Annotated in this window: 22 protein-coding genes; 8 read left to right on the top strand and 14 right to left on the bottom strand. The window is 46.3% G+C overall.

What is annotated here, in order from left to right; translation table 11 throughout:
- The first annotated feature begins 13 nt into the window (after nucleotides 1-13).
- Complete coding sequence (locus HNQ56_RS05685) at nucleotides 14-880, top strand: carbohydrate ABC transporter permease (protein WP_429143663.1); 867 nt, start codon at nucleotides 14-16, stop codon at nucleotides 878-880.
- An 89-nt stretch (nucleotides 881-969) separates the two neighbouring features.
- Here HNQ56_RS05685 and HNQ56_RS05680 read toward each other — a convergent pair whose 3' ends face one another.
- The 4 genes from HNQ56_RS05680 to HNQ56_RS05665 form a co-directional block, all read right to left on the bottom strand.
- Nucleotides 970-2,397: a DUF512 domain-containing protein gene (locus HNQ56_RS05680; RefSeq protein ID WP_429143662.1), complete on the bottom strand. Its 1,428-nt coding sequence runs from the start codon at nucleotides 2,395-2,397 to the stop codon at nucleotides 970-972.
- Between the two features lie 176 nt (nucleotides 2,398-2,573).
- Complete coding sequence (locus HNQ56_RS05675; protein ID WP_429143660.1) at nucleotides 2,574-2,852, bottom strand: hypothetical protein; 279 nt, start codon at nucleotides 2,850-2,852, stop codon at nucleotides 2,574-2,576.
- Entirely contained in the window at nucleotides 2,845-3,654 is an 810-nt protein-coding gene (locus tag HNQ56_RS05670; RefSeq protein ID WP_429143658.1) for a hypothetical protein, read from the bottom strand. The genes HNQ56_RS05675 and HNQ56_RS05670 overlap by 8 nt, the downstream gene beginning before the upstream one ends.
- 89 nt (nucleotides 3,655-3,743) lie before the next feature.
- On the bottom strand, nucleotides 3,744-4,223 hold the full coding sequence (locus HNQ56_RS05665) for an S-ribosylhomocysteine lyase (protein ID WP_429143656.1): 480 nt from the start codon (nucleotides 4,221-4,223) through the stop codon (nucleotides 3,744-3,746).
- Between the two features lie 85 nt (nucleotides 4,224-4,308).
- Here HNQ56_RS05665 and HNQ56_RS05660 point away from each other — a divergent pair, with 85 nt between their 5' ends.
- The 5 genes from HNQ56_RS05660 to HNQ56_RS05640 all read left to right on the top strand — a co-directional run bounded on the left by HNQ56_RS05660 (nucleotide 4,309) and on the right by HNQ56_RS05640 (nucleotide 9,657).
- Entirely contained in the window at nucleotides 4,309-4,434 is a 126-nt protein-coding gene (locus HNQ56_RS05660; RefSeq protein ID WP_429143654.1) for a hypothetical protein, read from the top strand.
- Between the two features lie 20 nt (nucleotides 4,435-4,454).
- Nucleotides 4,455-5,084 carry an HAD family hydrolase gene (locus tag HNQ56_RS05655; RefSeq protein ID WP_429143652.1) on the top strand — a complete coding sequence of 210 codons (630 nt, stop codon included), beginning with the start codon at nucleotides 4,455-4,457 and terminating at the stop codon, nucleotides 5,082-5,084.
- A 280-nt stretch (nucleotides 5,085-5,364) separates the two neighbouring features.
- Nucleotides 5,365-6,369 carry a tryptophan--tRNA ligase gene (gene trpS / locus HNQ56_RS05650; protein ID WP_429143650.1) on the top strand — a complete coding sequence of 335 codons (1,005 nt, stop codon included), beginning with the start codon at nucleotides 5,365-5,367 and terminating at the stop codon, nucleotides 6,367-6,369.
- A gap of 219 nt (nucleotides 6,370-6,588) precedes the next feature.
- Nucleotides 6,589-8,175 carry an RNA polymerase sigma factor gene (locus tag HNQ56_RS05645; protein ID WP_429143648.1) on the top strand — a complete coding sequence of 529 codons (1,587 nt, stop codon included), beginning with the start codon at nucleotides 6,589-6,591 and terminating at the stop codon, nucleotides 8,173-8,175.
- A 111-nt stretch (nucleotides 8,176-8,286) separates the two neighbouring features.
- The gene (locus HNQ56_RS05640) at nucleotides 8,287-9,657 is read left to right on the top strand and encodes an aldehyde dehydrogenase (RefSeq protein ID WP_429143831.1); all 1,371 of its coding nucleotides are present in this window, start codon (nucleotides 8,287-8,289) and stop codon (nucleotides 9,655-9,657) included.
- Between the two features lie 232 nt (nucleotides 9,658-9,889).
- Here the strand turns inward: HNQ56_RS05640 and HNQ56_RS05635 are convergent, their stop codons facing one another.
- The 9 genes from HNQ56_RS05635 to aroC all read right to left on the bottom strand — a co-directional run bounded on the left by HNQ56_RS05635 (nucleotide 9,890) and on the right by aroC (nucleotide 18,275).
- Entirely contained in the window at nucleotides 9,890-10,432 is a 543-nt protein-coding gene (locus tag HNQ56_RS05635) for a DUF6144 family protein (protein WP_429143646.1), read from the bottom strand.
- Entirely contained in the window at nucleotides 10,425-10,904 is a 480-nt protein-coding gene (locus HNQ56_RS05630; RefSeq protein WP_429143644.1) for a GyrI-like domain-containing protein, read from the bottom strand. The genes HNQ56_RS05635 and HNQ56_RS05630 overlap by 8 nt, the downstream gene beginning before the upstream one ends.
- A 179-nt stretch (nucleotides 10,905-11,083) precedes the next feature.
- Nucleotides 11,084-11,980 (bottom strand): helix-turn-helix transcriptional regulator, encoded by an 897-nt coding sequence (locus HNQ56_RS05625; protein WP_429143642.1) that lies wholly within the window; start codon nucleotides 11,978-11,980, stop codon nucleotides 11,084-11,086.
- A gap of 207 nt (nucleotides 11,981-12,187) precedes the next feature.
- Complete coding sequence (locus tag HNQ56_RS05620) at nucleotides 12,188-13,240, bottom strand: ABC transporter substrate-binding protein (RefSeq protein ID WP_429143640.1); 1,053 nt, start codon at nucleotides 13,238-13,240, stop codon at nucleotides 12,188-12,190.
- Between the two features lie 115 nt (nucleotides 13,241-13,355).
- On the bottom strand, nucleotides 13,356-14,144 hold the full coding sequence (locus HNQ56_RS05615; RefSeq protein WP_429143638.1) for an ABC transporter permease: 789 nt from the start codon (nucleotides 14,142-14,144) through the stop codon (nucleotides 13,356-13,358).
- Complete coding sequence (locus tag HNQ56_RS05610; RefSeq protein ID WP_429143829.1) at nucleotides 14,138-14,941, bottom strand: ABC transporter permease; 804 nt, start codon at nucleotides 14,939-14,941, stop codon at nucleotides 14,138-14,140. The genes HNQ56_RS05615 and HNQ56_RS05610 overlap by 7 nt, the downstream gene beginning before the upstream one ends.
- Nucleotides 14,942-15,104: 163 nt before the next feature.
- The gene (locus HNQ56_RS05605; protein ID WP_429143636.1) at nucleotides 15,105-16,181 is read right to left on the bottom strand and encodes an ABC transporter ATP-binding protein; all 1,077 of its coding nucleotides are present in this window, start codon (nucleotides 16,179-16,181) and stop codon (nucleotides 15,105-15,107) included.
- 58 nt (nucleotides 16,182-16,239) lie between these two features.
- Complete coding sequence (locus HNQ56_RS05600) at nucleotides 16,240-16,779, bottom strand: helix-turn-helix domain-containing protein (protein WP_429143634.1); 540 nt, start codon at nucleotides 16,777-16,779, stop codon at nucleotides 16,240-16,242.
- Nucleotides 16,780-17,168: 389 nt separating this feature from the next.
- Complete coding sequence (gene aroC / locus HNQ56_RS05595) at nucleotides 17,169-18,275, bottom strand: chorismate synthase (RefSeq protein ID WP_429143632.1); 1,107 nt, start codon at nucleotides 18,273-18,275, stop codon at nucleotides 17,169-17,171.
- A 186-nt stretch (nucleotides 18,276-18,461) separates the two neighbouring features.
- On the opposite strand from aroC, the gene HNQ56_RS05590 reads away from it, so the two are divergent.
- Entirely contained in the window at nucleotides 18,462-18,668 is a 207-nt protein-coding gene (locus tag HNQ56_RS05590; protein ID WP_429143630.1) for a hypothetical protein, read from the top strand.
- Between the two features lie 76 nt (nucleotides 18,669-18,744).
- Here the strand turns inward: HNQ56_RS05590 and HNQ56_RS05585 are convergent, their stop codons facing one another.
- Nucleotides 18,745-19,005, bottom strand: coding sequence for a hypothetical protein (locus HNQ56_RS05585; RefSeq protein WP_429143628.1), 261 nt, complete (start codon nucleotides 19,003-19,005; stop codon nucleotides 18,745-18,747).
- Nucleotides 19,006-19,407: 402 nt separating this feature from the next.
- Here HNQ56_RS05585 and HNQ56_RS05580 point away from each other — a divergent pair, with 402 nt between their 5' ends.
- On the top strand, nucleotides 19,408-20,370 hold the full coding sequence (locus HNQ56_RS05580; protein WP_429143828.1) for a S8 family peptidase: 963 nt from the start codon (nucleotides 19,408-19,410) through the stop codon (nucleotides 20,368-20,370).
- The last annotated feature ends 27 nt before the right edge of the window (nucleotides 20,371-20,397 follow it).

The following is a 20,397-nucleotide window of genomic DNA, read 5'->3' as shown; positions in this document are numbered from 1 at the left end:
GGAAGAGGTTCTTATGAAGAGAAGTATAACAATTAATCCGAAGGGCTTTCAAAAAAGCCAGTTAAAATTCTATATCGTATTAGTGCCCCTGGCATTATTTATGGCGCTGCCGATTGTTTACATCATCAATCATGCCTTTAAACCCCTGGGAGAATTGTTTGCTTTTCCTCCGAAATTCTTTGCGGTTCATCCGACTTTGGATAACTTTACAAAGCTGTCCCAGACAGCGCAGACCTCATCCGTGGCGTTAAGCAGGTATCTGCTTAACACCCTGGCGGTCACCTTCCTGGTGGTGCTGCTGACGGTGATCATCGGCTCCATGGCGGGCTTTGCCCTGTCCAAGCTGGAGTTCAAGGGGAAGAAGCTGATCTTCGAAGCCAATACCCTGTCCATGATGTTCGTACCGGCTGCGGTGCTGATTCCACGATACCTGATTATTGATAAGATGGGGATTATGGATACCTATTTTGCCCATATCCTGCCCTTGCTGGCCATGCCTGTCGGTTTGTTCCTGTTAAAGCAGTTTATCGACCAGGTGCCGAATGAGCTGATGGAGGCCGCCTACATGGACGGAGCCAGCAATCTCAAGGTATATGCCAAGGTTATTCTTCCGCTGATCAAGCCCGCGGTTGCTACTGTATGCATTTTGTCCTTTCAGCAGGTATGGGGGAACCTGGAGACCTCCAATATGTTCACCTCCCAGGAGAATATGAAAACCCTGGCATTTTACATGAGCACCCTGATCAATGCCAACAATACGGTAGTCGGTCAGGGAATGGCGGCGGCAGGAGCACTTATTATGTTCCTTCCCAATATACTGCTGTTCATTCTGCTGCAGAGCAAGGTAATGAATACAATGGCACATTCGGGAATTAAGTAATTCAAAAAATATAGTAGAATAAATCGGCCCCTTCCATTAAGCTAAGCGTGTGATACTTCAGGCTTAATGGAAGGGGCCACTCTGTGATATCAGACAGGTGGAGTTTCTTCGTAGGCTTTGACATATACGAAGCCTTCGTTATTCCTTGTCATCCGGTGGTCCTTATCCAGGATGGAACGGAGATATTCCTGTCCGCTGGACTCTACGGGAATCAGCCGGAGGTCAAGCTCCTGCTCCACCATTTCTACAGTAATGTCATCGAGAAATACATTTTCCCCGGTTCTGAGCATGGAGGATGGGATGAGGAGGGTATCACCCAGATCACAGCCTTCTTCCTTTCGTTCCTTCAGCTGACGGATGAGATCCTGCCCGGTGATCAGCCCCGCCACGGTGATGGTTTCACCGAAGAAATCATTCCGGATGCATACCACATTAAGTTTTATGTTAGGAAAAGCGCCCATGATTTCCTTTGCAAAGGCACAGATCGTCGGATAGGCCAGCTTTCCGGTGGCACTCGTGATGTTCCGGCAGACATCCGTCCTTCGATTTTTGTATTCTTCCGAATTCAGAATATGATCCAGAGCCTCATGAAATTCATTGATAAAAAGCCTCATCATACCCACGCCGTTTTCCAGCTGGATATAACCGTCATATCGTTCCTCCTCGGGGAATTCACGTTCTGCCGTGATGTAGAACTCATCGCTTGCATGAATGAAATGAAGTCCAAAGGCCTCATAAAAGCCCTGCTGGTAGCTTTCCACCATGTCAATGACCTCCCTGGCTTCTTCCTTATTATATAATCCCAGGGAATACAATCCCTGGCGGAATTTGGTGATCCCGGCAGGCACGACGGAGACGCTCCTCATAAAGGGGAGGTATTTGGAAAGATCCTCAATGGAGCGTTTCAGCTCAGGACCGTCATTGACACTCTTACACAGAACAATCTGGCCGTTCATCTCGATATGTCCCTCGTACAGCTTGTCCAGCTTCTGGAGGGCCCGCCCGGCAAAGCGGTTGTTCAGCATCCTGCAGCGGAGTTCGGGATTGGTAGCCTGGACGGATATATTAATGGGAGAGAGATGAAAGCGGATAATCCGGTCAACATCCTTATCGCTCATATTGGTCAGAGTGATATAATTTCCCTGGAGAAAGGACAGCCGGGAATCATCGTCCTTAAAATACAGGGTATCGCGCATCCCCTCCGGCATCTGATCAATGAAGCAGAAGATGCACTTATTATGACAGGAGCGGTAATCGCTCATCAGACTGTTCTCAAAATCAATGCCCAGATCCTCATCGTATTCCTTATCTATTTCCAGGAGCCATTCTTCCCCGTTGCTTTTTCGAATTAAAATCTCAAGATATTCGTCTTTGATCAGATACTGATAGTCAAATACATCATCGATTTCCTCCTCATTGATGGCAACAAGATAGTCACCGGGCTCGATTCCCATTTCCGCGCCGATGGAATCCGGTGTAACTGTTTTTATGAAATGTCCCTTTTCTTTTTTACGCATGGTGTAACCTCTTTCTATTCTCTATCTGAATCCAGCCGGCCGGCTTGAAATTACTTTCCTGTAACTCTGATTATATAGTATTTACGCAATTTAGCAACAATGTTTTTTTAGTTGGTTACAAATAAGCAGCGAAGCGGTTACCGTTCCGCTGTTTATTTACATATTTTTCGATGGCATCAGGTTTTCCTGGAAGCCATCATTTTTCTTACCATTTCAAACTGGGATTTTTCCTTCGGGGTCATATTCTTGGTAAGTATTTCGATCATAATATCGCTCTCATCCTTTGAAAATGCCATGTTTTGTTCCTGCAGACGCTTATTGGTATTCATTAACAGGGGAAATACCTGATCCATTGACTTTCCTTCGACTTCCTTCATTAAATCCAAGAGGATGGACAGCTTCCGGGGATCAATGTTATTTAATCTGGGGTTATTGGTCCAGGATGTGTCAGCCATTTTCATGCTCCTTGCTATTATCAGATTTACTATTACCATCATATGACATTGTATTCAAAAGCATTCTTATGTTTTCAAAGGTATTTGCCTGTTCCGGCGGAACCATAGTCTTCAGCATATCAAACATGGCATTATTCGGCATAAAGGAATTATTTTTGCCGGAGGGAGCCTCTTGCTGCCGGGAGGAAGCCTCCTGCTGCTGCCGGGAAAAATCATCCTGTGAGCCGAAGCCATCTTCATTCTGGGAGAAATCATCTTTTGAGCCGAGGTCATTCTCATCCCGGCGGGCAGAGAAAGTATCCTGAACATCATCCCCTTCCTGCCGGTGTTGGGAGAATGCATCCTGTGTATCAGAGCCTCCCTGATTGAAGGCCCGGAAAATGGATTCAAAGTTTGTATTTGTGAAATTGCTTGTGACGTTATCCGTATCATCCTTCGGCATGTCGTCAGTAAAGGAAAAGCCTTCAAATTCCTGCATGGCATTCATTGCGTTCATCATGTTCATGATGTTATTATACATCTCAAACATTCGTCTCATATTAAATATGTTCAGAATGCGGTCAACAAAGTCTCGTTCCCTGTTATTGCATACAGGGCGGATACCGTTTAACAGACCCTCGACATCCACATGTGTACTTTCGTAGCCACAGGCAACCATACTATTGCGGCTGATAGCACTCAGATTTCCCATCAGATCAAGCAGCTTGCTGAAGAACTCCAGCCGTACCCTTGACGCCGAGTCAAAATAGGGCAGGGATGCCTTCATTATCTCGGCTATATGTAAATAGTTTTGGTGTGCCATAGCTTCTCCCATTATACATACTTAATACAGTATATTCATCAAGCCGTGAAAAATGAATCGCTTTGCTGCCTGCGGATCAGACGGCGTTATTAATTTGGATAAATCAGATTGGCGTCCGTGATCTTGTAAAGAATATCATCCAAAAAGCTTTTGGCGCAGAGCTTAGCTGCTTCCAGGTTCATATCCGAATAATTCCCGCAGTTTTCCGGAGTCGCGCCGGGAATATCGCCGGTAAAATCCCGGATGAATTCATAGGTCTCTATCAAAAGGGGAAGAATCTCCCTTGATTCATAGTCACCGCCAAGAAGCAGATAGAAGCCCGTGCGACAGCCCATTGGGCCGAAATAAACTACTTTCCCGGCGTACTCGGCATGATTGCGCAGATAGGTTGCGGCCAGGTGCTCGATGGTGTGCATCTCCCCGGTCTGCATCACCGGTTCATAATTGGGACGGGTCATGCGGATATCAAAGGTGGTAATGGTTTCCTCTCCGATCTTATCCTTCCTTGAGACATAGAAGCCCCGGAGTAATTTCATATGGTCAATAGTAAAGCTTGCGATTTGCTTCATTTGTTACCTGCCTTTCCTGGTGTTTTATTTAAGATTATAGCATGGGGAAAGGATTTTGTCCAATGAGGCAAAGGCAGGAAAGGGAATGCAGGAAAGAAGAGGTTCTGGCAGAAACAAGACTGATAAGCAGGAATTACGGAAGATTACAGAGTATACATTACCGGCGATGTATGGTAAAATAGTTCCATGGAAAATCAATAAAATGAAATGAAGAGGATGAAAAAGTATAACATGGCAGATAGTATTATTTTTGATTTGGATGGAACACTATGGGATTCAACAGCCGAGGTAGCGGATGCCTTTAATAAGGTGCTGACGGAACGGCATCCGGAGGTGAAGGAGGTCGTAACTCCGGAACGGCTGCAGGAGTTATTCGGCCTGCCCTTGGATGTGATTGCGGAGAGGCTGTACCGGAGCGTGAACAGGGAGCATGCGGTCAAGGTGATGGAGGAATGCTGCGCATATGAGTGCGAATATCTGGCGGAGCATGGAGCAGTGTTATATGAAGGGCTGGAAGAAGCCTTGAGAGAATTGACGAAGAAATATAAACTATTTATAGTAAGCAATTGTCAGGAAGGCTACATCCAGTGTTTCTTTGCTGCTTATCCCCAGCTTGAGCAGTATTTTACGGATTATGAGTATCCGGGGCGTTCCGGTAAATTAAAGGCGGACAACATACGCATGGTGGTAGAGCGCAACAAGCTGGAGAATCCGGTCTACGTAGGCGATACCCAGGGAGATGCCAATGCCGCAAAAGAGGCCGGGGTGCCTTTCATTTTTGCAAGATATGGTTTTGGGGATGTGGCGGAGTATGATGGTGTAGTCGATTCCTTGACAGAATTGGTGCAGCAGTTTAGATGATAAGCTTTCGCAGCCTGCCAAATTATTTAGCAGGAAACATTGACATTTTTAGATATTCTTTATATAGTAAAGCATAGTAAACAGTGCGGAAAGAGCATTCGCACGACAAGCCGGTTTGCAATCATGTGAGCGGAGCGAAAGATCATGAACCTGTTTTTTTATTCATGATATAGTAAAGCATAATAAGTATGATACCAGCAGAGAGTGAATGCATCTGATATGATTACGACAGAATGCATGATGTATTTAAGTCTCTGACTAATGAATAGGAAGTGACAATATGTTAGATGGAAAAAAATCATTATTTAGCGGGATGCAGGCAACCGGTACCCTCACCTTGGGAAACTATCTGGGAGCTTTGAAGAACTGGGTTGCTTTTGAGGATGAATATGAGACCTTCTACTGTGTGGTTGATATGCATTCCATCACGGTTCGTCAGGAAGCGGCAGAGCTGCGCAAGAGGGCAAGGGCGCTTCTTACCCTGTATATTGCAGCCGGCCTTAACCCGGAGAAGAACTGCATTTATTATCAGTCCCATGTATCAGCCCATGCAGAGCTGAGCTGGATATTAAACTGCTTTACCTATATGGGTGAGCTGAGCCGCATGACCCAGTACAAGGACAAATCGGCAAAGCACGCCGATAATATCAATGCCGGCCTGTTCACCTATCCTGTTCTTATGGCGGCAGATATTCTGCTCTTCCAGTCGGATATCGTTCCGGTGGGTGTGGACCAGAAGCAGCATATCGAGCTTACCAGGGATATTGCGGAGCGCTTTAACGGAATCTACGGGGATGTATTCACGATACCGGAACCCTATCTGGGCAAGCAGGGAGCTAAGATCATGAGCCTCCAGGAGCCGGAGAAGAAGATGTCCAAATCCGATGAAAATCCCAACGCAAGTATTTACCTGATGGATGATCCGGATACCATTATCCGTAAGTTCAAGAGAGCGGTGACTGATTCGGAGAACAGCATCCGTTACAGTGAGGATAAGCCGGGAATCAAAAATCTCATCGATATCTACTGCATCGCTACCGGCAAGAATGTGGCCGAGACGGAGGCGGAATTTGCAAGCTCTGGCTATGGTGACTTTAAATTAGCCGTGGGAGAAGCCGTGGTTCATCTGCTGAAGCCGATTCAGGAGGAATTCTCCCGGCTGGAGAAGGATAAGGGCTATATTGACGGAATTATCAAGGCCAATGCGGAGAAGGCAAACTATTATGCAACCAAGACCCTTCGAAGGGTTCAGAAGAAGGTTGGTTTCCCGGAGAGAATCAGATAGGTGTCAAGATAGGTGTCAGGAACCCTTAAAAAACGGTGTCAAGTGCCAGTAACCGGGACATGACAATCGGTGCCAAGTAACATTATTTTCGGGCAGGCAAGACCGGAATGGGATTGCCTGCCGATTTTTATAAATATAGCTGCTCATTTACTTATCTTTTCATTGGCGCTGGTTACTATATTGTTGTAAGCAGCTTACATAGGCAATGGAGAAATGAACATGAACAGAGAAGAGCAACGGCGTCAGTTAGAAGAAACCTACCTGAATGCATTCCTTGGGTTTGCAATCAAAAAAATGAATAACTATGATGAAGCTGAGGAGCTGGCGCAGGAAATCAGCTGCCAGTGCGTGACCGCCATCGAAAAAGGGGCGGTGTGCCATAATTTTAATGCATTTATGTGGAGCATTGCCCATAATACATTTAAAAACTGGTGCAGAAAAAAATCCAGACTGGCGCTGGAAATAGACGATAACACAGATGTCTATTCCAATGTTTCCAATGACATACCCATTATTGAAACCATGATCCATAATGAGGAATGTTATAGAATCAGGCTGGAGCTGTCCAGGCTCTGGGGCTTTTACCGTGAGACTCTCGTCTGTTTTTACTATGAAGAGCTTACCATCCGGGAAACCGCATTGAGGTTAAACATAAGCGAGGAAATGGTTAAGTTTTATCTTCAGGCAGGTAAGCAGAAATTAAAGGAGGCAGTAGCTATGGAGATAGGGAATAAGAGTTTTTGGCCGAAGGAGTTCAGCATTTATAAATCAGCAATTGATTTTTCAAGAATTAATATATGGGAGGTACTTAAGCGGAAGCTGCCGTGCCAGATCGCAATATTTTGTCATGATCTATGGAGAACCGTAAGCGAGATATCAATTGAAACAGGTATTCCGGCTGTTTACATTGAGGAGGAGCTTCAGCTCCTTCTGGATGCGGGTGTAATGGTCAAAAATGAAAAGAATAAATACCGCACTAATTTTCACATCATGAAATCCAATGCGATCAAACAGGCAAAGGAACAATTTGAAGCCTTGTACGCACAATTCGTTCCGGTTGTTTTGGAAGCATATGAAAGGTATCTTCCCCAACTGAAGCAATGCAATATATTTCGCCAGGAGGTGCAGGATTACCGCTATACATGGGTATGGGCAGATGGCGTCGCTTTCTTTGACTTCGACGGCGCATTTGCTTCGGATGGCAATTTTCCTGTAAAGAGCGAGGATTTCCCCCAAATTTTATCCTGCGGTTCCCGGGCCTTTCTCTTCGCGGAAGAAGCGGCAGGTTATCAATGGAGTTCGGGGCAGACACCAACCGAACTTGAAAAATGTATGGTGTGGGCAAAGGATATCGCTGTATTCGGCGAATACCATCATCAAAAAGAGCTTTGCAATTTGGGAAAAGCACAGGCGCTCTACGATGTTTACAGTCAAAATGTCAAAGAGAAAGACATGCTCCTTTATGCACAGTTAATTGAGGAGGGGTATGTAGTAAAAGCGGATGGCAAACTTTTCTGCAATGTCATGGTTAGCACCAGGGAAAGCAGAAAACTGTTTAACGAAATAAATGCAGAAATGAAAAGGGTGCTGGGCCCCCTCTGTAGAGAGAAGGCAGCGAATATACGGCGGATTGTTAAAAACACGATCCCGGAGCATTTAAAGGGATATGCCGACGGATTTGCTACAACCTGGATCAGTTTTTATTCCGGTATTTATTTTTATGAGGCACTATATAACAAAGGCTTTCTCGCGCTTCCTGAAAAAGAGGATAATACGCCGGTTGCCTGCTCTATTTATGAATACTGATTAATAGTGGCAGCAGAAAACTTTTATCCTTTTACTTGACTGGTTGATGAAAGAGGGTATAAGCTATCAATAAGGGAATAATAAAACTTTACAGTAAGGAGGAGATGTATTATATCTGATAGGAAGGAAGCAATCAAATCGCAGAGAGAATTTTTTTCGGCAGGAGAAACGAAAGACATTAAATTCCGTATTGCAAAGCTCAATTGTTTGCGTGACGCGATTAAAAAGCATGAAAGTGAAATTATGTCGGCTTTAAAATTGGATTTAAACAAATCGGAATTCGAAGCTTATGAAACAGAAATCGGAATCGTATTAGAAGAAATTAAATATGTGATAAAGCATTTATCCAATTGGACAAGGCCTAAGCGGGTAAAAACCCCTCTGATGCATTTTCCTTCTTCCAGTGTTCTTTATACGGAGCCTTACGGCGTGGTTCTTATTATGTCGCCATGGAACTATCCGTTCCAATTAACCATGGTGCCCCTTGTAGGCGCGCTGGCGGCGGGGAATACCTGTGTATTAAAACCCTCGGAGTACTCCTTTCACACTTCGGAGATTATAGAAAAAATAATAAAAAAGGTTTTCAGGGAAGAATATGTCACAGTAGTCCGGGGCGGACGCGAAGCTAATAAATCCTTGCTGGATGAAAAATTCGATTATATATTTTTTACCGGAAGCCCGCAGGTTGGAAGAAGCGTTATGGAAGCGGCAGCAAAGCACCTTACGCCCGTAACCCTGGAGCTGGGCGGAAAAAGCCCATGTATTGTGGATGAAACAGCTAATCTTAAACTGGCGGCAAAAAGGATTGTCTGGGGTAAGTTTTTAAACGCGGGGCAGACCTGTGTTGCCCCTGATTACCTGCTTGTCCATGAAAAGGTGAAAGATAAGCTGATTATTGAGATGAAAAATTATATTACCGTATTTTACGGGAAAGACCCTCTGCAAAGCGAGTATTATCCTAAAATTATCAATCAGAAACATTTTGACAGGCTTTTGGGCTTAATGGAAAACATCGAGGTTATCACCGGAGGGGAATGGAATAAGGATACCCTACAAATTGCGCCTGCTATTTTGGATCATGTAACCTGGGAAAGTGCCATAATGAAGGAGGAAATTTTCGGGCCTTTGCTTCCAATCATGAAATTCGAAAGGTTAAGTGACGCGCTGGCAATGGTCAGAGAACGTCCAAAGCCCCTTGCTCTTTATTTTTTTACAACAAGTAAAAAACGGGAAGAATATGTAATGAAGAATGTTTCCTTTGGCGGCGGGTGTGTTAATGACACGATAATTCACTTGACCAATCCGAATATGCCCTTTGGGGGAGTGGGTGAAAGCGGAATGGGGCAGTATCACGGAAAAAACAGCTATGATACTTTTACGCATCGGAAAGGAGTTATCAAAAAATCAAATATTTTGGATATAAATCTACGCTATCCGCCCTTTAAGAATAATTTATCTGTATTGAAAAAAATAATGAAATAGATTTTAGAAAATGTTTTCCCGTGACTTTACGATATAATGTAATGAAAAATGCGCGCCGATTCTTTTATTAAAAAAGATGGCGCGCATTTATGCAATTAGTGAAAGGAGGTCGTTACAAAAAAGGATTTAATCTATCATATGACATGGGTTTCTCTTTCATCGTACACAATTGTATAGCGGGAGATATTCGTTTTGCATCAGCCTTCGAAAAGGTTTATGGCTTGTGTTATTCTTAGCTTTGTATAATCTTCATCACACATTTCTCACCGCCGGTTTTTACACTTTCCAGCAATTCCACCTGTACCTTGCAGGAAAGTGCGTGTGAGAACAATTTCTGGGTATAGCCAAGGGTGCATGCACACCAGGAACCGGATACATTTCCGTCACCGCGCTTGATACAGGAGCAGTAGCAGGCCGGGTAGGAGAAGTAAAGCGCCTTGCCGTCATGGGAAAGACTGTTGCCGGGCGCGTGTTTCTTATTGAAACGCTCACAGAACTCGCCGTAATCCGCGGAGCTTTCATACAGTATCCTTGCCTCCTCCGCCTTACTTCCCGGCAGGCAGCAGCAGTCCATGCGGATCTTGCGTATCTCTTCCTCTGAAAAACGTTCTTCCAGATAGGAGCAGACTTCATTGGCCCATTTGAATTTTTTATTATAATCGGCAGATTTGGACAAGGGCAGCTTTTCAAGGAAATCCCCCGCCGCCTCGGGCCCAATATGCCTTTTCAGACTTTGATACAGCTTGATTGCGTGGGCGTGATCTGATTTAGGCATAAGAGGACCCCTTTGCAATAGGAAAATATAACTCAAGAAGATCGGAGTTGCCCGGTACGGGATAGCGTTCGTGAACGGTGCCAACGATTTCTATGTTGGGATCATTAGTAATCTTTCCAAATACTTCCCCGTATTCCTCCGCCGTGCATTCCGCCACCAGGTAGGTCTGTGCCGGGATGATCCACTTTGTCCAGCCTTCCGGCGCCGCTGCGTCAATATCTGCCTCGCAGCCTGCCATGTATTTGCCGGTTTCGCTCCAGCGCTTGTTGCTTTCCTCTGCATCGTTCATTGCGCCCCATATGCCCAAAGGGAAGCCATTTTCATCCGTGCGGATAACATCCGCAATCTCTGCAAAGTGAGAATTGGCGTCGTTCCATAAGGTTGGTATCCATTCCTGGGGGCTGTTTGCCGGGCCCTGTCCGGCTTTTCCGATAACAGAGAATATGTCCTTGTAAATATGTTTTGTAGTCATTGCGGTTACTCCTTTTCTGCGTTTGTTTCAATTATAAAACCTGTAACCTGACAACGTAATGTCATATTATAAATTATCAGAAGTTATATTTTAACTTCTGATAAAAGGCGCTGCTTCTGTGCCGTCCATCTCGATTACAAGGAACGCACATTATGTTCCTGCAATATAAATGTTTTTTGCTATAAATATTTTCTTACTGTATTCTGTGCTTTTTTCTTAATAATCTCCCGGATATGCTCCGGTTCCAGAACCTCCATATATTCCCCATAGGAGAGGATGGTTCCGTACACCCAATCATCCTCCGGCCATGTCACCGATATGATGAAGCTGCCGTCCGGCTGTTTTTCCACCATATCTTCATCAAACTCATCATAGACGCGATAGGTCATCTCCGGTGTGATTTTAAGCCGAAGACTCACATCCGGCCGCCGGTGTCCGGCGGGACTGGTATCCGGGCGGAGATCTGACATACTGCGCTCGGTGAATAGTTCATTCGTCACGGTCAGCTTCTTCACCCTCGACAGCTTAAACAGGCGTATGTCCTGCCGAGTCAGACAGAAGCCCTTGATATACCAGGCTTTGGATTTAAACCAGAGCTGAATCGGCTCAATGCGCCGGTGGGTTTTCTCACCGTAAGTGCTATAATAATCAAACTCAACAATCCGATGCTCCAGAATCGCTGTCTTAAAATCATTAAAGGACTGGCCGTTTGCATAGCTCCAATCAGAAAAATCCACCTCCAGCCAGGGAACAGTATTCCGGTTGAAAATGGTGGACAGCTTTTGTAATACCTGATTGGTTTCTGCTGTTGTTACGCTGGAAAGGCCCTGCAGGGCATACAGAATCTCATTCTGTTCTTCCTCGCTCAGAATGGATTTGTTCAGAACAAAATCCGGCAGAAGGCGAATGCCGCCGCCCTTGCCCTTCTCGGTATAGACAGGGATGCCCGACAAACTCAGCGCATCAATATCACGGTAGATCGTGCGCTGGGACACGCCAAAATGTTCCGCCAGCTCCCTGGCGGTTATGGTTTTTCTATTCATCAGAAGATATGTAATTTCAAATAATCTGTTCATATTTCATCACCAAAATCAGCGTAGCATACAAATATGGCAGCTACATGTCACGCTTTAAAAATATCTTAATAATACTAAAAAATGATGCGGAGAAGACCTGGTCACAGAGCTTCTTCCGCATCATTTTATCATGCTGATATGGTAAGGTTCTATATAGTTGATTTTATTCCTGCCGTTCAAGCTTGCCAATAGCAGCAGAACGTAGAATTAATGGGACGATTTTGCCTCATTCCATTTATCAATATAGGATGATTCGATCTCCTCGCCCAGATATTGATAGGTCTGGCAGCGGTCCAGGACGGACTGCTCGGGAAAGGCTACCTTGCTGTTCTTGATATCCGCATCCATTATCATCTCTCTGGCAGCAGTGTTAGGTGTGGAGTAGGTAATGTACTCAAAATTCTTCAGGGCGATATCACCGCGGCACAGGAAATTGATAAAGGCTTCCGCATTCTCCTTGTTCCGGCAGTTTTTCGGGATAACCCAGCCATCGATCCATACATTGGAGCCTTCCTTTGGAATAACATATTCCAGGTCGGGATTTTCCCTCTGGGTGTAGATTGCTTCACCGGAATAGATGACGCCCAGGGCAGCCTCGCCGCCGATCATCTTATCCCGTACCTGGTCAACCACATAAGCCTGTACCAGGGGATACTGGCTGGCTAACAGTGCCTTTGCCTCCTCCAGCTGGGCGTTGTCAGTGCTGTTCATGTCATAGCCCAGATAGGTCAGAGCGATGCCGAAGGCATCCCGCACACTGTCCATCATCAGAATATTACCGGAATATTTCTCGTCAAAGAGGGCGCCCCAGCTGTCAATGGGACCCTCCACCATGGTCTTGTTGTAAAGGATTCCAACGGTTCCCCAGCAGTAAGGAACACTGTATTTGTTCTCCGGATCAAAGCTCTGGGAGCTTTTCAGATAGGCAGGATCTATATTGGAGATATTGGGTACATTATCGAAATTGATTTCTGCAAGCAAATTTTCCTGGATCATTTTCTGTATCATGTAATCAGAAGGGCATACCACATCATACTGGACCGCCCCTGCCTTGATCTTGGGATACATCTCTTCATTCTGCTCAAATTCATCATAGACCACCTTGATACCGGTCTCTTCCTCAAATTGATCCAGAACCTCCCGGTCAATATACTCTCCCCAGTTGTACACATAGACCTTCTCCCCCTCATCCTTGCTGCAGCCTGCCAGAAGGCTGAGGGAAAAGGCCAGCAGGGCAAAACATCCAATTACTTTCTTCATTCTTGTTCCTCCTCTTGATTTGCCATGTCCTTAAGACATGATCTTATTCTTCCGGTTAATTGCTTTTCCGTTTTGATTTTGTGATTGAAATGCAAGCAGATACCTTATGAGTGTATTACAGCTTGCGAAGCGGTGCATTCTTTCCTGCATTTCTACGGTTAATGAAGATCAGCAGTAATAATACCGTTACGAACATCAGGGTGGAGAGTGCATAAATCTCCGGCTTGATGCCCTTGCGCACCTCGGTATAGATCTTGGTTGACAGTGTATTAATCTCAGGCCCCTTGGTAAAATGGGTGATCACGAAATCATCCAGGGACATGGTAAAGGACAGGAAAAAACCTGACATGACCCCGGGCAGGATATCCGGCAGAATAACCCGGAAAAAAGCATATGAGCGGGATGCTCCCAGATCCTGAGCCGCTTCAAAGGTATGGGGATTGAGCTGCTTTAGCTTTGGCATGACACTCAAAATCACATAGGGAATATTAAAGGTAATATGAGCCAGCAATACGCTGGTAAAGCCCAGGGTAAAGTTCAGTGCAACAAAGATCAGCATCAGGGAAATACCCGTCACAATATCCGCGTTGAGCATGGGAATATTGGTAATGCTCATCAATACGGCCCGGGGTGTCTTCTTCATGCTGTTCATTGCGAGAGCCGCCGCAGTACCCAGCAGTGTGGCAATGAGTGCGGAGGAAAAGGCAATAATCAAAGTAGTTGAGAGAGCCGCCATAATATCATCATTCCGAAAGAGCTGCTTGTACCAGTGAAGGGTGAAGCCGCCCCACTTCGCCCTGGACTTGGAGGCGTTAAAGGACAGGACAATCAGAATGATAATGGGTGCATATAAAAACAGCAGAATAATGCCTACATAGAGACGGCTTACTATTTTTTTTACCATAGATTGCTTCCCTCCTTTTCCTTATCGTATTTGGACAGAACCGCCATACAGAACAGGATGAAAATCATCAGTACCAGGGACAGCCCGGAGCCGGTGTTCCAGTTCCCCAGGCGGAATTGCTGCTCAATCACGTTGCCGATGAGAACGATCTTGCTTCCGCCAAGGATGGTGGAGATGACGAAGGTGGTAAGAGAGGGGACAAATACCATGGTAATACCGCTTATCACTCCCGGAAGGCTCAGGGGCAGAATAATTCTCAAAAAGGTCTGGGAGCTGCTGGCGCCGAGATCTCTGGCCGCATTCACCACGTCCCTGTCAATCTTAATCAATACATTATAAATCGGAAGCACCATAAAGGGCAGGAAATTATATACCATACCCAGAATGATGGCAGAAGGGGTATTGATAATGTTCAGCAGCGGAAGATGGAGAAACTCCAGCATCTTATTCAGCACACCGGTTTTCTCCAGAATATTCTGCCATGCAATGGTGCGCAGCAGAAAATTCATCCACATGGGCAGAATAATAATCAGCACGATAAAGCTGTTGCTCTCCAGCTTGGAGTTATTTAATATCATTGCCAGGGGATAGGCAAGAAGCAGGCATAATATGGTGCTGACGACGGAAAGCTCCAGCGCAAGCACAAGGGCCCGCCGGTTGACCGGATCTGCGATCAGCGCCACATTATCCAGGGTAAAGCCTTTGCTGCTGGTCAGACCGTAATAGATAATCATAATCAAAGGGATTATGATAAATCCGACCATCCATATAATATAGGGAAAGGAAAGCCATTTCATGGAAGACGACACAGGATGCCTGCCGCCTGCCTCCGTTTTATCTGCATGGGAAAACCGCAGAGCGGGAATTGGGCTTTTTTCCGTAAGATGCTTTAATTTATCGATAACTGCCATAGGACTTCATCTCCTGATATACTATTTTACAGTTGCTGGTTTGTAGCAACTATTCAGCGATTTCCGCAGCTTCCTCATCCTCGGATTCCGGTTTATTCATGATCTGGAGATCATAAGGATCGACGCTGATGCCGACCTCGCTGCCGACGGGGAAGAGATCGGTGGAATGCACCAGCCATTCCCGTCCGTTCGCAGTTACCTCCATCTCATAATGGACACCCTTAAAGAGCAGGGAGGTCACCCTTCCGCTGAGGATGCCATTCTCCGGCTTCACCAGATCGATATCCTCGGGACGAATCACCACATCCACAGGCTTATTCCGTCCAAAACCGACGTCCACGCAAGGGAAATTCGCTCCGAGAATATTCACCAGCTTATCCTCCACCATGACGGAGGGGATAATATTGCTGTCACCGATGAAGTCGGCTACGAAGGCGTTCTTCGGCTCATTGTAGATATCCTCCGGTGTTCCGATCTGCTGGATATAACCCTGGTTCATAACCACAATGGTGTCGGACATGGTCAGAGCCTCCTCCTGGTCATGGGTTACGTAGATAAAGGTAATTCCCAGCTCGTTCTTCAGACGGATCAGCTCATACTGCATGTCCTGGCGCAGCTTCAGATCCAGCGCGCCCAGGGGTTCGTCCAGGAGAAGAACCTTCGGCTCGTTCACGATGGCCCTGGCGATGGCAATCCGCTGCTGCTGGCCGCCGCTTAAGGAATCCGGCATACGGTTGCCGAAGCCCTCCAGATTCACCAGCTTTAAGGCATAATTAATCTTATCCTGGATATAAGCTTTGCTTTTCTTCTTTATCTTCAGACCGAAGGCAATGTTTTCCGCTATGGTCATATGGGTAAAAAGAGCATATTTCTGAAAAACCGTGTTTAACTGGCGTTCGTTGGGAGGAAGCTTGGTGATATCCTTGCCCTCGAAGATAACCTGACCCACATTGGGGGTTTCAAAGCCGCCGATGATGCGGAGTGTCGTGGTCTTGCCGCAGCCGGAGGGACCCAGCAGAGTCAGAAATTCATTCTCCCGTATATATAAATTCAATTCATCAAGTACCATGGTGTCACCAAAGGACTTGCTTATGTTCACTAGATTGATTAACTTATTATCCGTCATCCTGGGATCCTCCTGAATTATCACAAAGGCCGGGTTGGAAGCCTTCTCCTATTTTGAATTAAAAGCTTGGCGGAGTAGATACCCATAATAGGGTAGCGCCTGTTTTTTCGGAAGCGGTGATGTAGTGCTGCTTATTGGCGGTAAAATAAAAGGATTCTCCCTTTTTGACCTTATAGTTCCGGTTGCCGATATGCAGGGTGATGCTTCCGTTTAAAATATAGCCGAATTCCTCCCCTTCATGGGGATTATCGGGATAGGTGGATCCGTGGGGGTCCAGGGTCAGCAGGATGGGCTCCATGATATTCTTCTGAGCGTTGGGAATGATCCACTTCACTTCATTTTTCAATTCGGAATCGTATTTTTCAAAATAATCTGATTTCTTGAACACTACCTGTTCGGAGGAGGTTCCGCTGAAGAATTCCTCCAGGTTGGTGCCCAGGCATTGCAGGATATCCATGAGAGTCGCGATGGACGGTGAGGTCAGATCCCGTTCCAGCTGGGAGATGAAGCCTTTGGATAACTCCGCCCGGTCTGCCAGCTCTTCCTGGGTCAGACTTTTCTGAATGCGCAATTCCTTGATTTTTGATCCGATATTCATGGGGGTGTCCTTTCTGATTCTTACTGAGAATAAACTCAAAGTTTAGTTACGCTAAACAGCAAACAATATAAATTATACTAGTATAATTCATATTGTCAATCATTTTTATAAAAATTACGTGTATAATTTTGTAGAAAATTATAAATGCAAATAAAAGGAAGCAAGAAAGAGGGAAAGACGATGCCGGAAGGTTGGGGAGAAGATGGAAGCGGTAAAACAATCCTTCAGTAACGAGCTCAAATTGTGCATAGAATGAGAAAGATTTAGGAGAAAGCCGAAAAGCAGGGAAAAAGAAGGGTACAGAATAATACAGCAAGAAGGCCAGGAATCATTCTGGAAGATTGGACCTTCCTGCTGCAGCATTTTATGAACTATAATGTAACAGTTCCTTATTCAGAACGGTAGAAATCCTTAATTTTATCCAGTCTTGAGGTCATGCCCAGGAAGAGCTGATCCACAAGGGTAACGGCAATCATGGATTCCACAACCACTACAGCCCTGGGAACAATCACAGGGTCATGACGGCCCTTGATCTGAATCTCAATATTCTCATTCTGCTTATTCACCGTCTTCTGGGTGCGGAAGATGGAGGGAGTAGGCTTGATTGCCGCCCGAACAATAATATCCGAGCCGTCGCTGAGACCTCCCAGGATACCGCCGCCATGATTGGTCATCTTGGTGATGCCTGTGCTTTCATCATAGTGAAAAGGATCATTATTCTCCGCCCCGGTCATCTGGGCGCAGCGGAAGCCGTCACCGATCTCTACCCCTTTCACCGCGCCGATGGACATTACGGCTCTGGCCAGGGAAGCGTCCAGCTTCTGGAAGACTGGCTCCCCGACTCCTGCGGGCATTCCGGTCACAATGCATTCGATGATTCCGCCGGAGGAATTGTAAGCCTCCATCTGCTCCGACAGATAATCCTCCGCGCGCCTGGAGGCATCGGGATCGGGCATGCAAAAAGGGCTTACCCGGGCCTCACGGAGATCGAATTTGGCGGGATCGATGGAGACAGGACCAATGGAACGGGTGTAAGCATTTACCTCAATTCCCAGCTCCCTTAAAATAGCGGCGGCAATGGCACCGGCGGCCACCCTTCCGATAGTCTCCCGTCCGGAGAAGCGTCCGCTGCCACGGTAATCCCGGAAGCCGTATTTCTGATCAAAGGTATAATCCGCATGGCCAGGACGGTAATAATTTGCAATCTCGGAATAGTCGCCGGAGCGTTGGTTTTCATTGTATACCACCAGTGAGATGGGAGCGCCGGTGGTCCGGCCTTCAAAGACACCGGACTGAATCGTGATCCTGTCCCCTTCCTTGCGGGGGGTGGAGTATTTGGTCTGACCCGGCTTCCTGCGGTTCATATAGGTTTGTAGATATTCCTCGTCCAGCGGGAGGCCGGCAGGGCAGCCGTCCACGACGACACCGATTCCGATGCCGTGGGATTCTCCCCAGGTTGTTATGGTGAACAGAGTACCGTAGATAGAACCTGACATAGTTTTCCTCCTGTTTTATCTTGATTATGTCTTCCGAAGGGCAGATGCAGTAAGAAATTAAGAGATAGTGCCGCCTGGGAGAATGTATCAATAGTATATAGGAAAGTAGTTATAGATTCAATCATTTTAAGGACGTTTGGGTAAAATAATCATATATTAAAATGACAAAATAATTTGAGGCAGTATATGAGTGATCGTTTTTTTTCTTCCGGGAGATCCGGATTTCAATATGGTAAACCAACTGCGCCTTCCAAGGGGAACAATGATAATAGAAATACCTCCCACTATACCGGGGAGGATACGGACGCTGATCTGATCATCGAGGATAATACAATTTATGAAATCGACAGAGCCTGCTTTGAGCGGCTGAAGCAGAAGAAGAGAAGAGAATAATAAAGTAAAAGGCCTCCTGTCAGGAGGCCCTTTTACTTCGCCATCGGATGCTTGGGACTGTTGGGAAAACGGCTCTTTAGAAGCAGCCACCACAGCAGCTGAGCAGAAGGATGATCCAGATAATGCTTCCGCAGCTATCGCCGCCGCCGAGGATACCATTGCCGCAGCCACCGCCGCAGCCATTATTGCAGCTATTGCCTCCAAGAAGGCCATTACCACCGCCACAGCAGAGCAATAAAAGAATTATGATGAGGCATCCGTTATTGCTTCCGCCTCCACAGTTTCCACAGCCGTTATCACAGCCTCTGTCGCAACCTGTTGCTGCTAAATCACTCATTGATTGTTCCTCCTAATAATAATTACAATGTATCATATGAAGGATTGCTTGACTGATTTCCTGTTTTTTCATATAATTATGCACATATTTTTTTTCTTTTGCGGTTATGGAGCAGCATTTCCCCGAGGCTCCCGAATAGAAGTATATTGATTAAGCCCTCGGAATAGGATAATACAAAAAAGGTGGAGCAATCGGATGGTCAAAAAACAAAAAATCCAGGTGATTGTGTATTTTGAAGATTATGAGCAGCGCCGAAGGACCTTGGAGGAGCTGGGACGGATCAAATACTGGCTCCCGATGATCGGTGCCTGTGTAATAGAGATAGACGAAGATGCACTGGACAAAATCATATCCATGGAAGGGATGATCAGCTACGAGCTGGACACTCATATTACAGCGCAGATGAACCGGGTCAGTGATATTATTGAGAGTAAATGGGCGCATGATCACGGATATTTTGGCCGCGGAGTAGGAGTGGCAATCGTGGATACCGGAATTACCTTACATAAGGATTTTGTAGACGGAGGCAACCGGGTGATTGGCTTTGTGGATTTTATCAACCGCCGGGCGGAGCCCTATGACGATAACGGACACGGAACCCACGTGGCAGGGATTGTGGGAGGCAATGGTTTCTCTTCCCAAGGAAGATATCAGGGTCTTGCCCCGGAATGCAATCTGATCGGGGTCAAGGTTCTGGATAAGAGAGGGGATGGGAATATCTCCGATGTGCTTGCCGGACTCCAGTGGATTATAGATAATAAGAAAAGATACAATATCAGGGTTGTGAATATCTCTGTGGGAACCTCCGCCAAGGAAAGCCTGGATGAGAACTCTCTCCTGGTGCAGGGGGTCAACGCGGTGTGGGACAGCGGGATAGTGGTGGTAGTGGCTGCAGGGAACAACGGTCCCGGTCCCATGTCCATCTCCACCCCGGGCATCAGCAGAAAGGTAATAACCGTCGGCTCTTCGGATGACAATGTGGCGGTGGAGGTGTTCGGAAGCGGGCGCACCAAGGACTATTCCGGCCGGGGGCCCACCCCTTTTTGTATCAAGAAGCCGGATATTGTCGCACCGGGCTCCAATATTATATCCTGTAATATCTGCCGGTACCCGTCGAGGGCAAAGAGCAGCGAGCTACGGCATTCCGCAGTGGATTCGCCCATGATATACACCATCAAAAGCGGAACCTCCATGGCAACACCGGTAGTCACGGGTGCCATTGCCCTGCTTCTGTCCGCCCATCCCCAGCTCTCCAACAGGGAGGTGAAGCTGAGACTGCGCAGCTGTGCGATCAACCTGGGGCAGCATTGGGAGAAGCAGGGCTGGGGGCTGCTGAATGTCCGCAGACTGCTGGAGCAGCCGTAAACCGGGTTTATTTTATTTTACAACTCC

Source organism: Anaerotaenia torta, from assembly GCF_050433395.1.
Classification (GTDB): domain Bacteria; phylum Bacillota; class Clostridia; order Lachnospirales; family Lachnospiraceae; genus Mobilitalea; species Mobilitalea torta.
This window is presented reverse-complemented; position numbering and strand designations above follow the sequence as displayed.

Coding starts and splice junctions, on each gene's coding strand:
- HNQ56_RS05685 (WP_429143663.1), top strand. CDS start 14: ATGAAGAGAAGTATAACAATTAATCCGAAGGGCTTTCAAAAAAGCCAG.
- HNQ56_RS05680 (WP_429143662.1), bottom strand. CDS start 2,397: ATGCGTAAAAAAGAAAAGGGACATTTCATAAAAACAGTTACACCGGAT.
- HNQ56_RS05675 (WP_429143660.1), bottom strand. CDS start 2,852: ATGGCTGACACATCCTGGACCAATAACCCCAGATTAAATAACATTGAT.
- HNQ56_RS05670 (WP_429143658.1), bottom strand. CDS start 3,654: ATGGCACACCAAAACTATTTACATATAGCCGAGATAATGAAGGCATCC.
- HNQ56_RS05665 (WP_429143656.1), bottom strand. CDS start 4,223: ATGAAGCAAATCGCAAGCTTTACTATTGACCATATGAAATTACTCCGG.
- HNQ56_RS05660 (WP_429143654.1), top strand. CDS start 4,309: ATGCAGGAAAGAAGAGGTTCTGGCAGAAACAAGACTGATAAGCAGGAA.
- HNQ56_RS05655 (WP_429143652.1), top strand. CDS start 4,455: ATGGCAGATAGTATTATTTTTGATTTGGATGGAACACTATGGGATTCA.
- trpS (WP_429143650.1), top strand. CDS start 5,365: ATGTTAGATGGAAAAAAATCATTATTTAGCGGGATGCAGGCAACCGGT.
- HNQ56_RS05645 (WP_429143648.1), top strand. CDS start 6,589: ATGAACAGAGAAGAGCAACGGCGTCAGTTAGAAGAAACCTACCTGAAT.
- HNQ56_RS05635 (WP_429143646.1), bottom strand. CDS start 10,432: ATGCCTAAATCAGATCACGCCCACGCAATCAAGCTGTATCAAAGTCTG.
- HNQ56_RS05630 (WP_429143644.1), bottom strand. CDS start 10,904: ATGACTACAAAACATATTTACAAGGACATATTCTCTGTTATCGGAAAA.
- HNQ56_RS05625 (WP_429143642.1), bottom strand. CDS start 11,980: ATGAACAGATTATTTGAAATTACATATCTTCTGATGAATAGAAAAACC.
- HNQ56_RS05620 (WP_429143640.1), bottom strand. CDS start 13,240: ATGAAGAAAGTAATTGGATGTTTTGCCCTGCTGGCCTTTTCCCTCAGC.
- HNQ56_RS05615 (WP_429143638.1), bottom strand. CDS start 14,144: ATGGTAAAAAAAATAGTAAGCCGTCTCTATGTAGGCATTATTCTGCTG.
- HNQ56_RS05610 (WP_429143829.1), bottom strand. CDS start 14,941: ATGAAATGGCTTTCCTTTCCCTATATTATATGGATGGTCGGATTTATC.
- HNQ56_RS05605 (WP_429143636.1), bottom strand. CDS start 16,181: ATGACGGATAATAAGTTAATCAATCTAGTGAACATAAGCAAGTCCTTT.
- HNQ56_RS05600 (WP_429143634.1), bottom strand. CDS start 16,779: ATGAATATCGGATCAAAAATCAAGGAATTGCGCATTCAGAAAAGTCTG.
- aroC (WP_429143632.1), bottom strand. CDS start 18,275: ATGTCAGGTTCTATCTACGGTACTCTGTTCACCATAACAACCTGGGGA.
- HNQ56_RS05590 (WP_429143630.1), top strand. CDS start 18,462: ATGAGTGATCGTTTTTTTTCTTCCGGGAGATCCGGATTTCAATATGGT.
- HNQ56_RS05585 (WP_429143628.1), bottom strand. CDS start 19,005: ATGAGTGATTTAGCAGCAACAGGTTGCGACAGAGGCTGTGATAACGGC.
- HNQ56_RS05580 (WP_429143828.1), top strand. CDS start 19,408: ATGAACCGGGTCAGTGATATTATTGAGAGTAAATGGGCGCATGATCAC.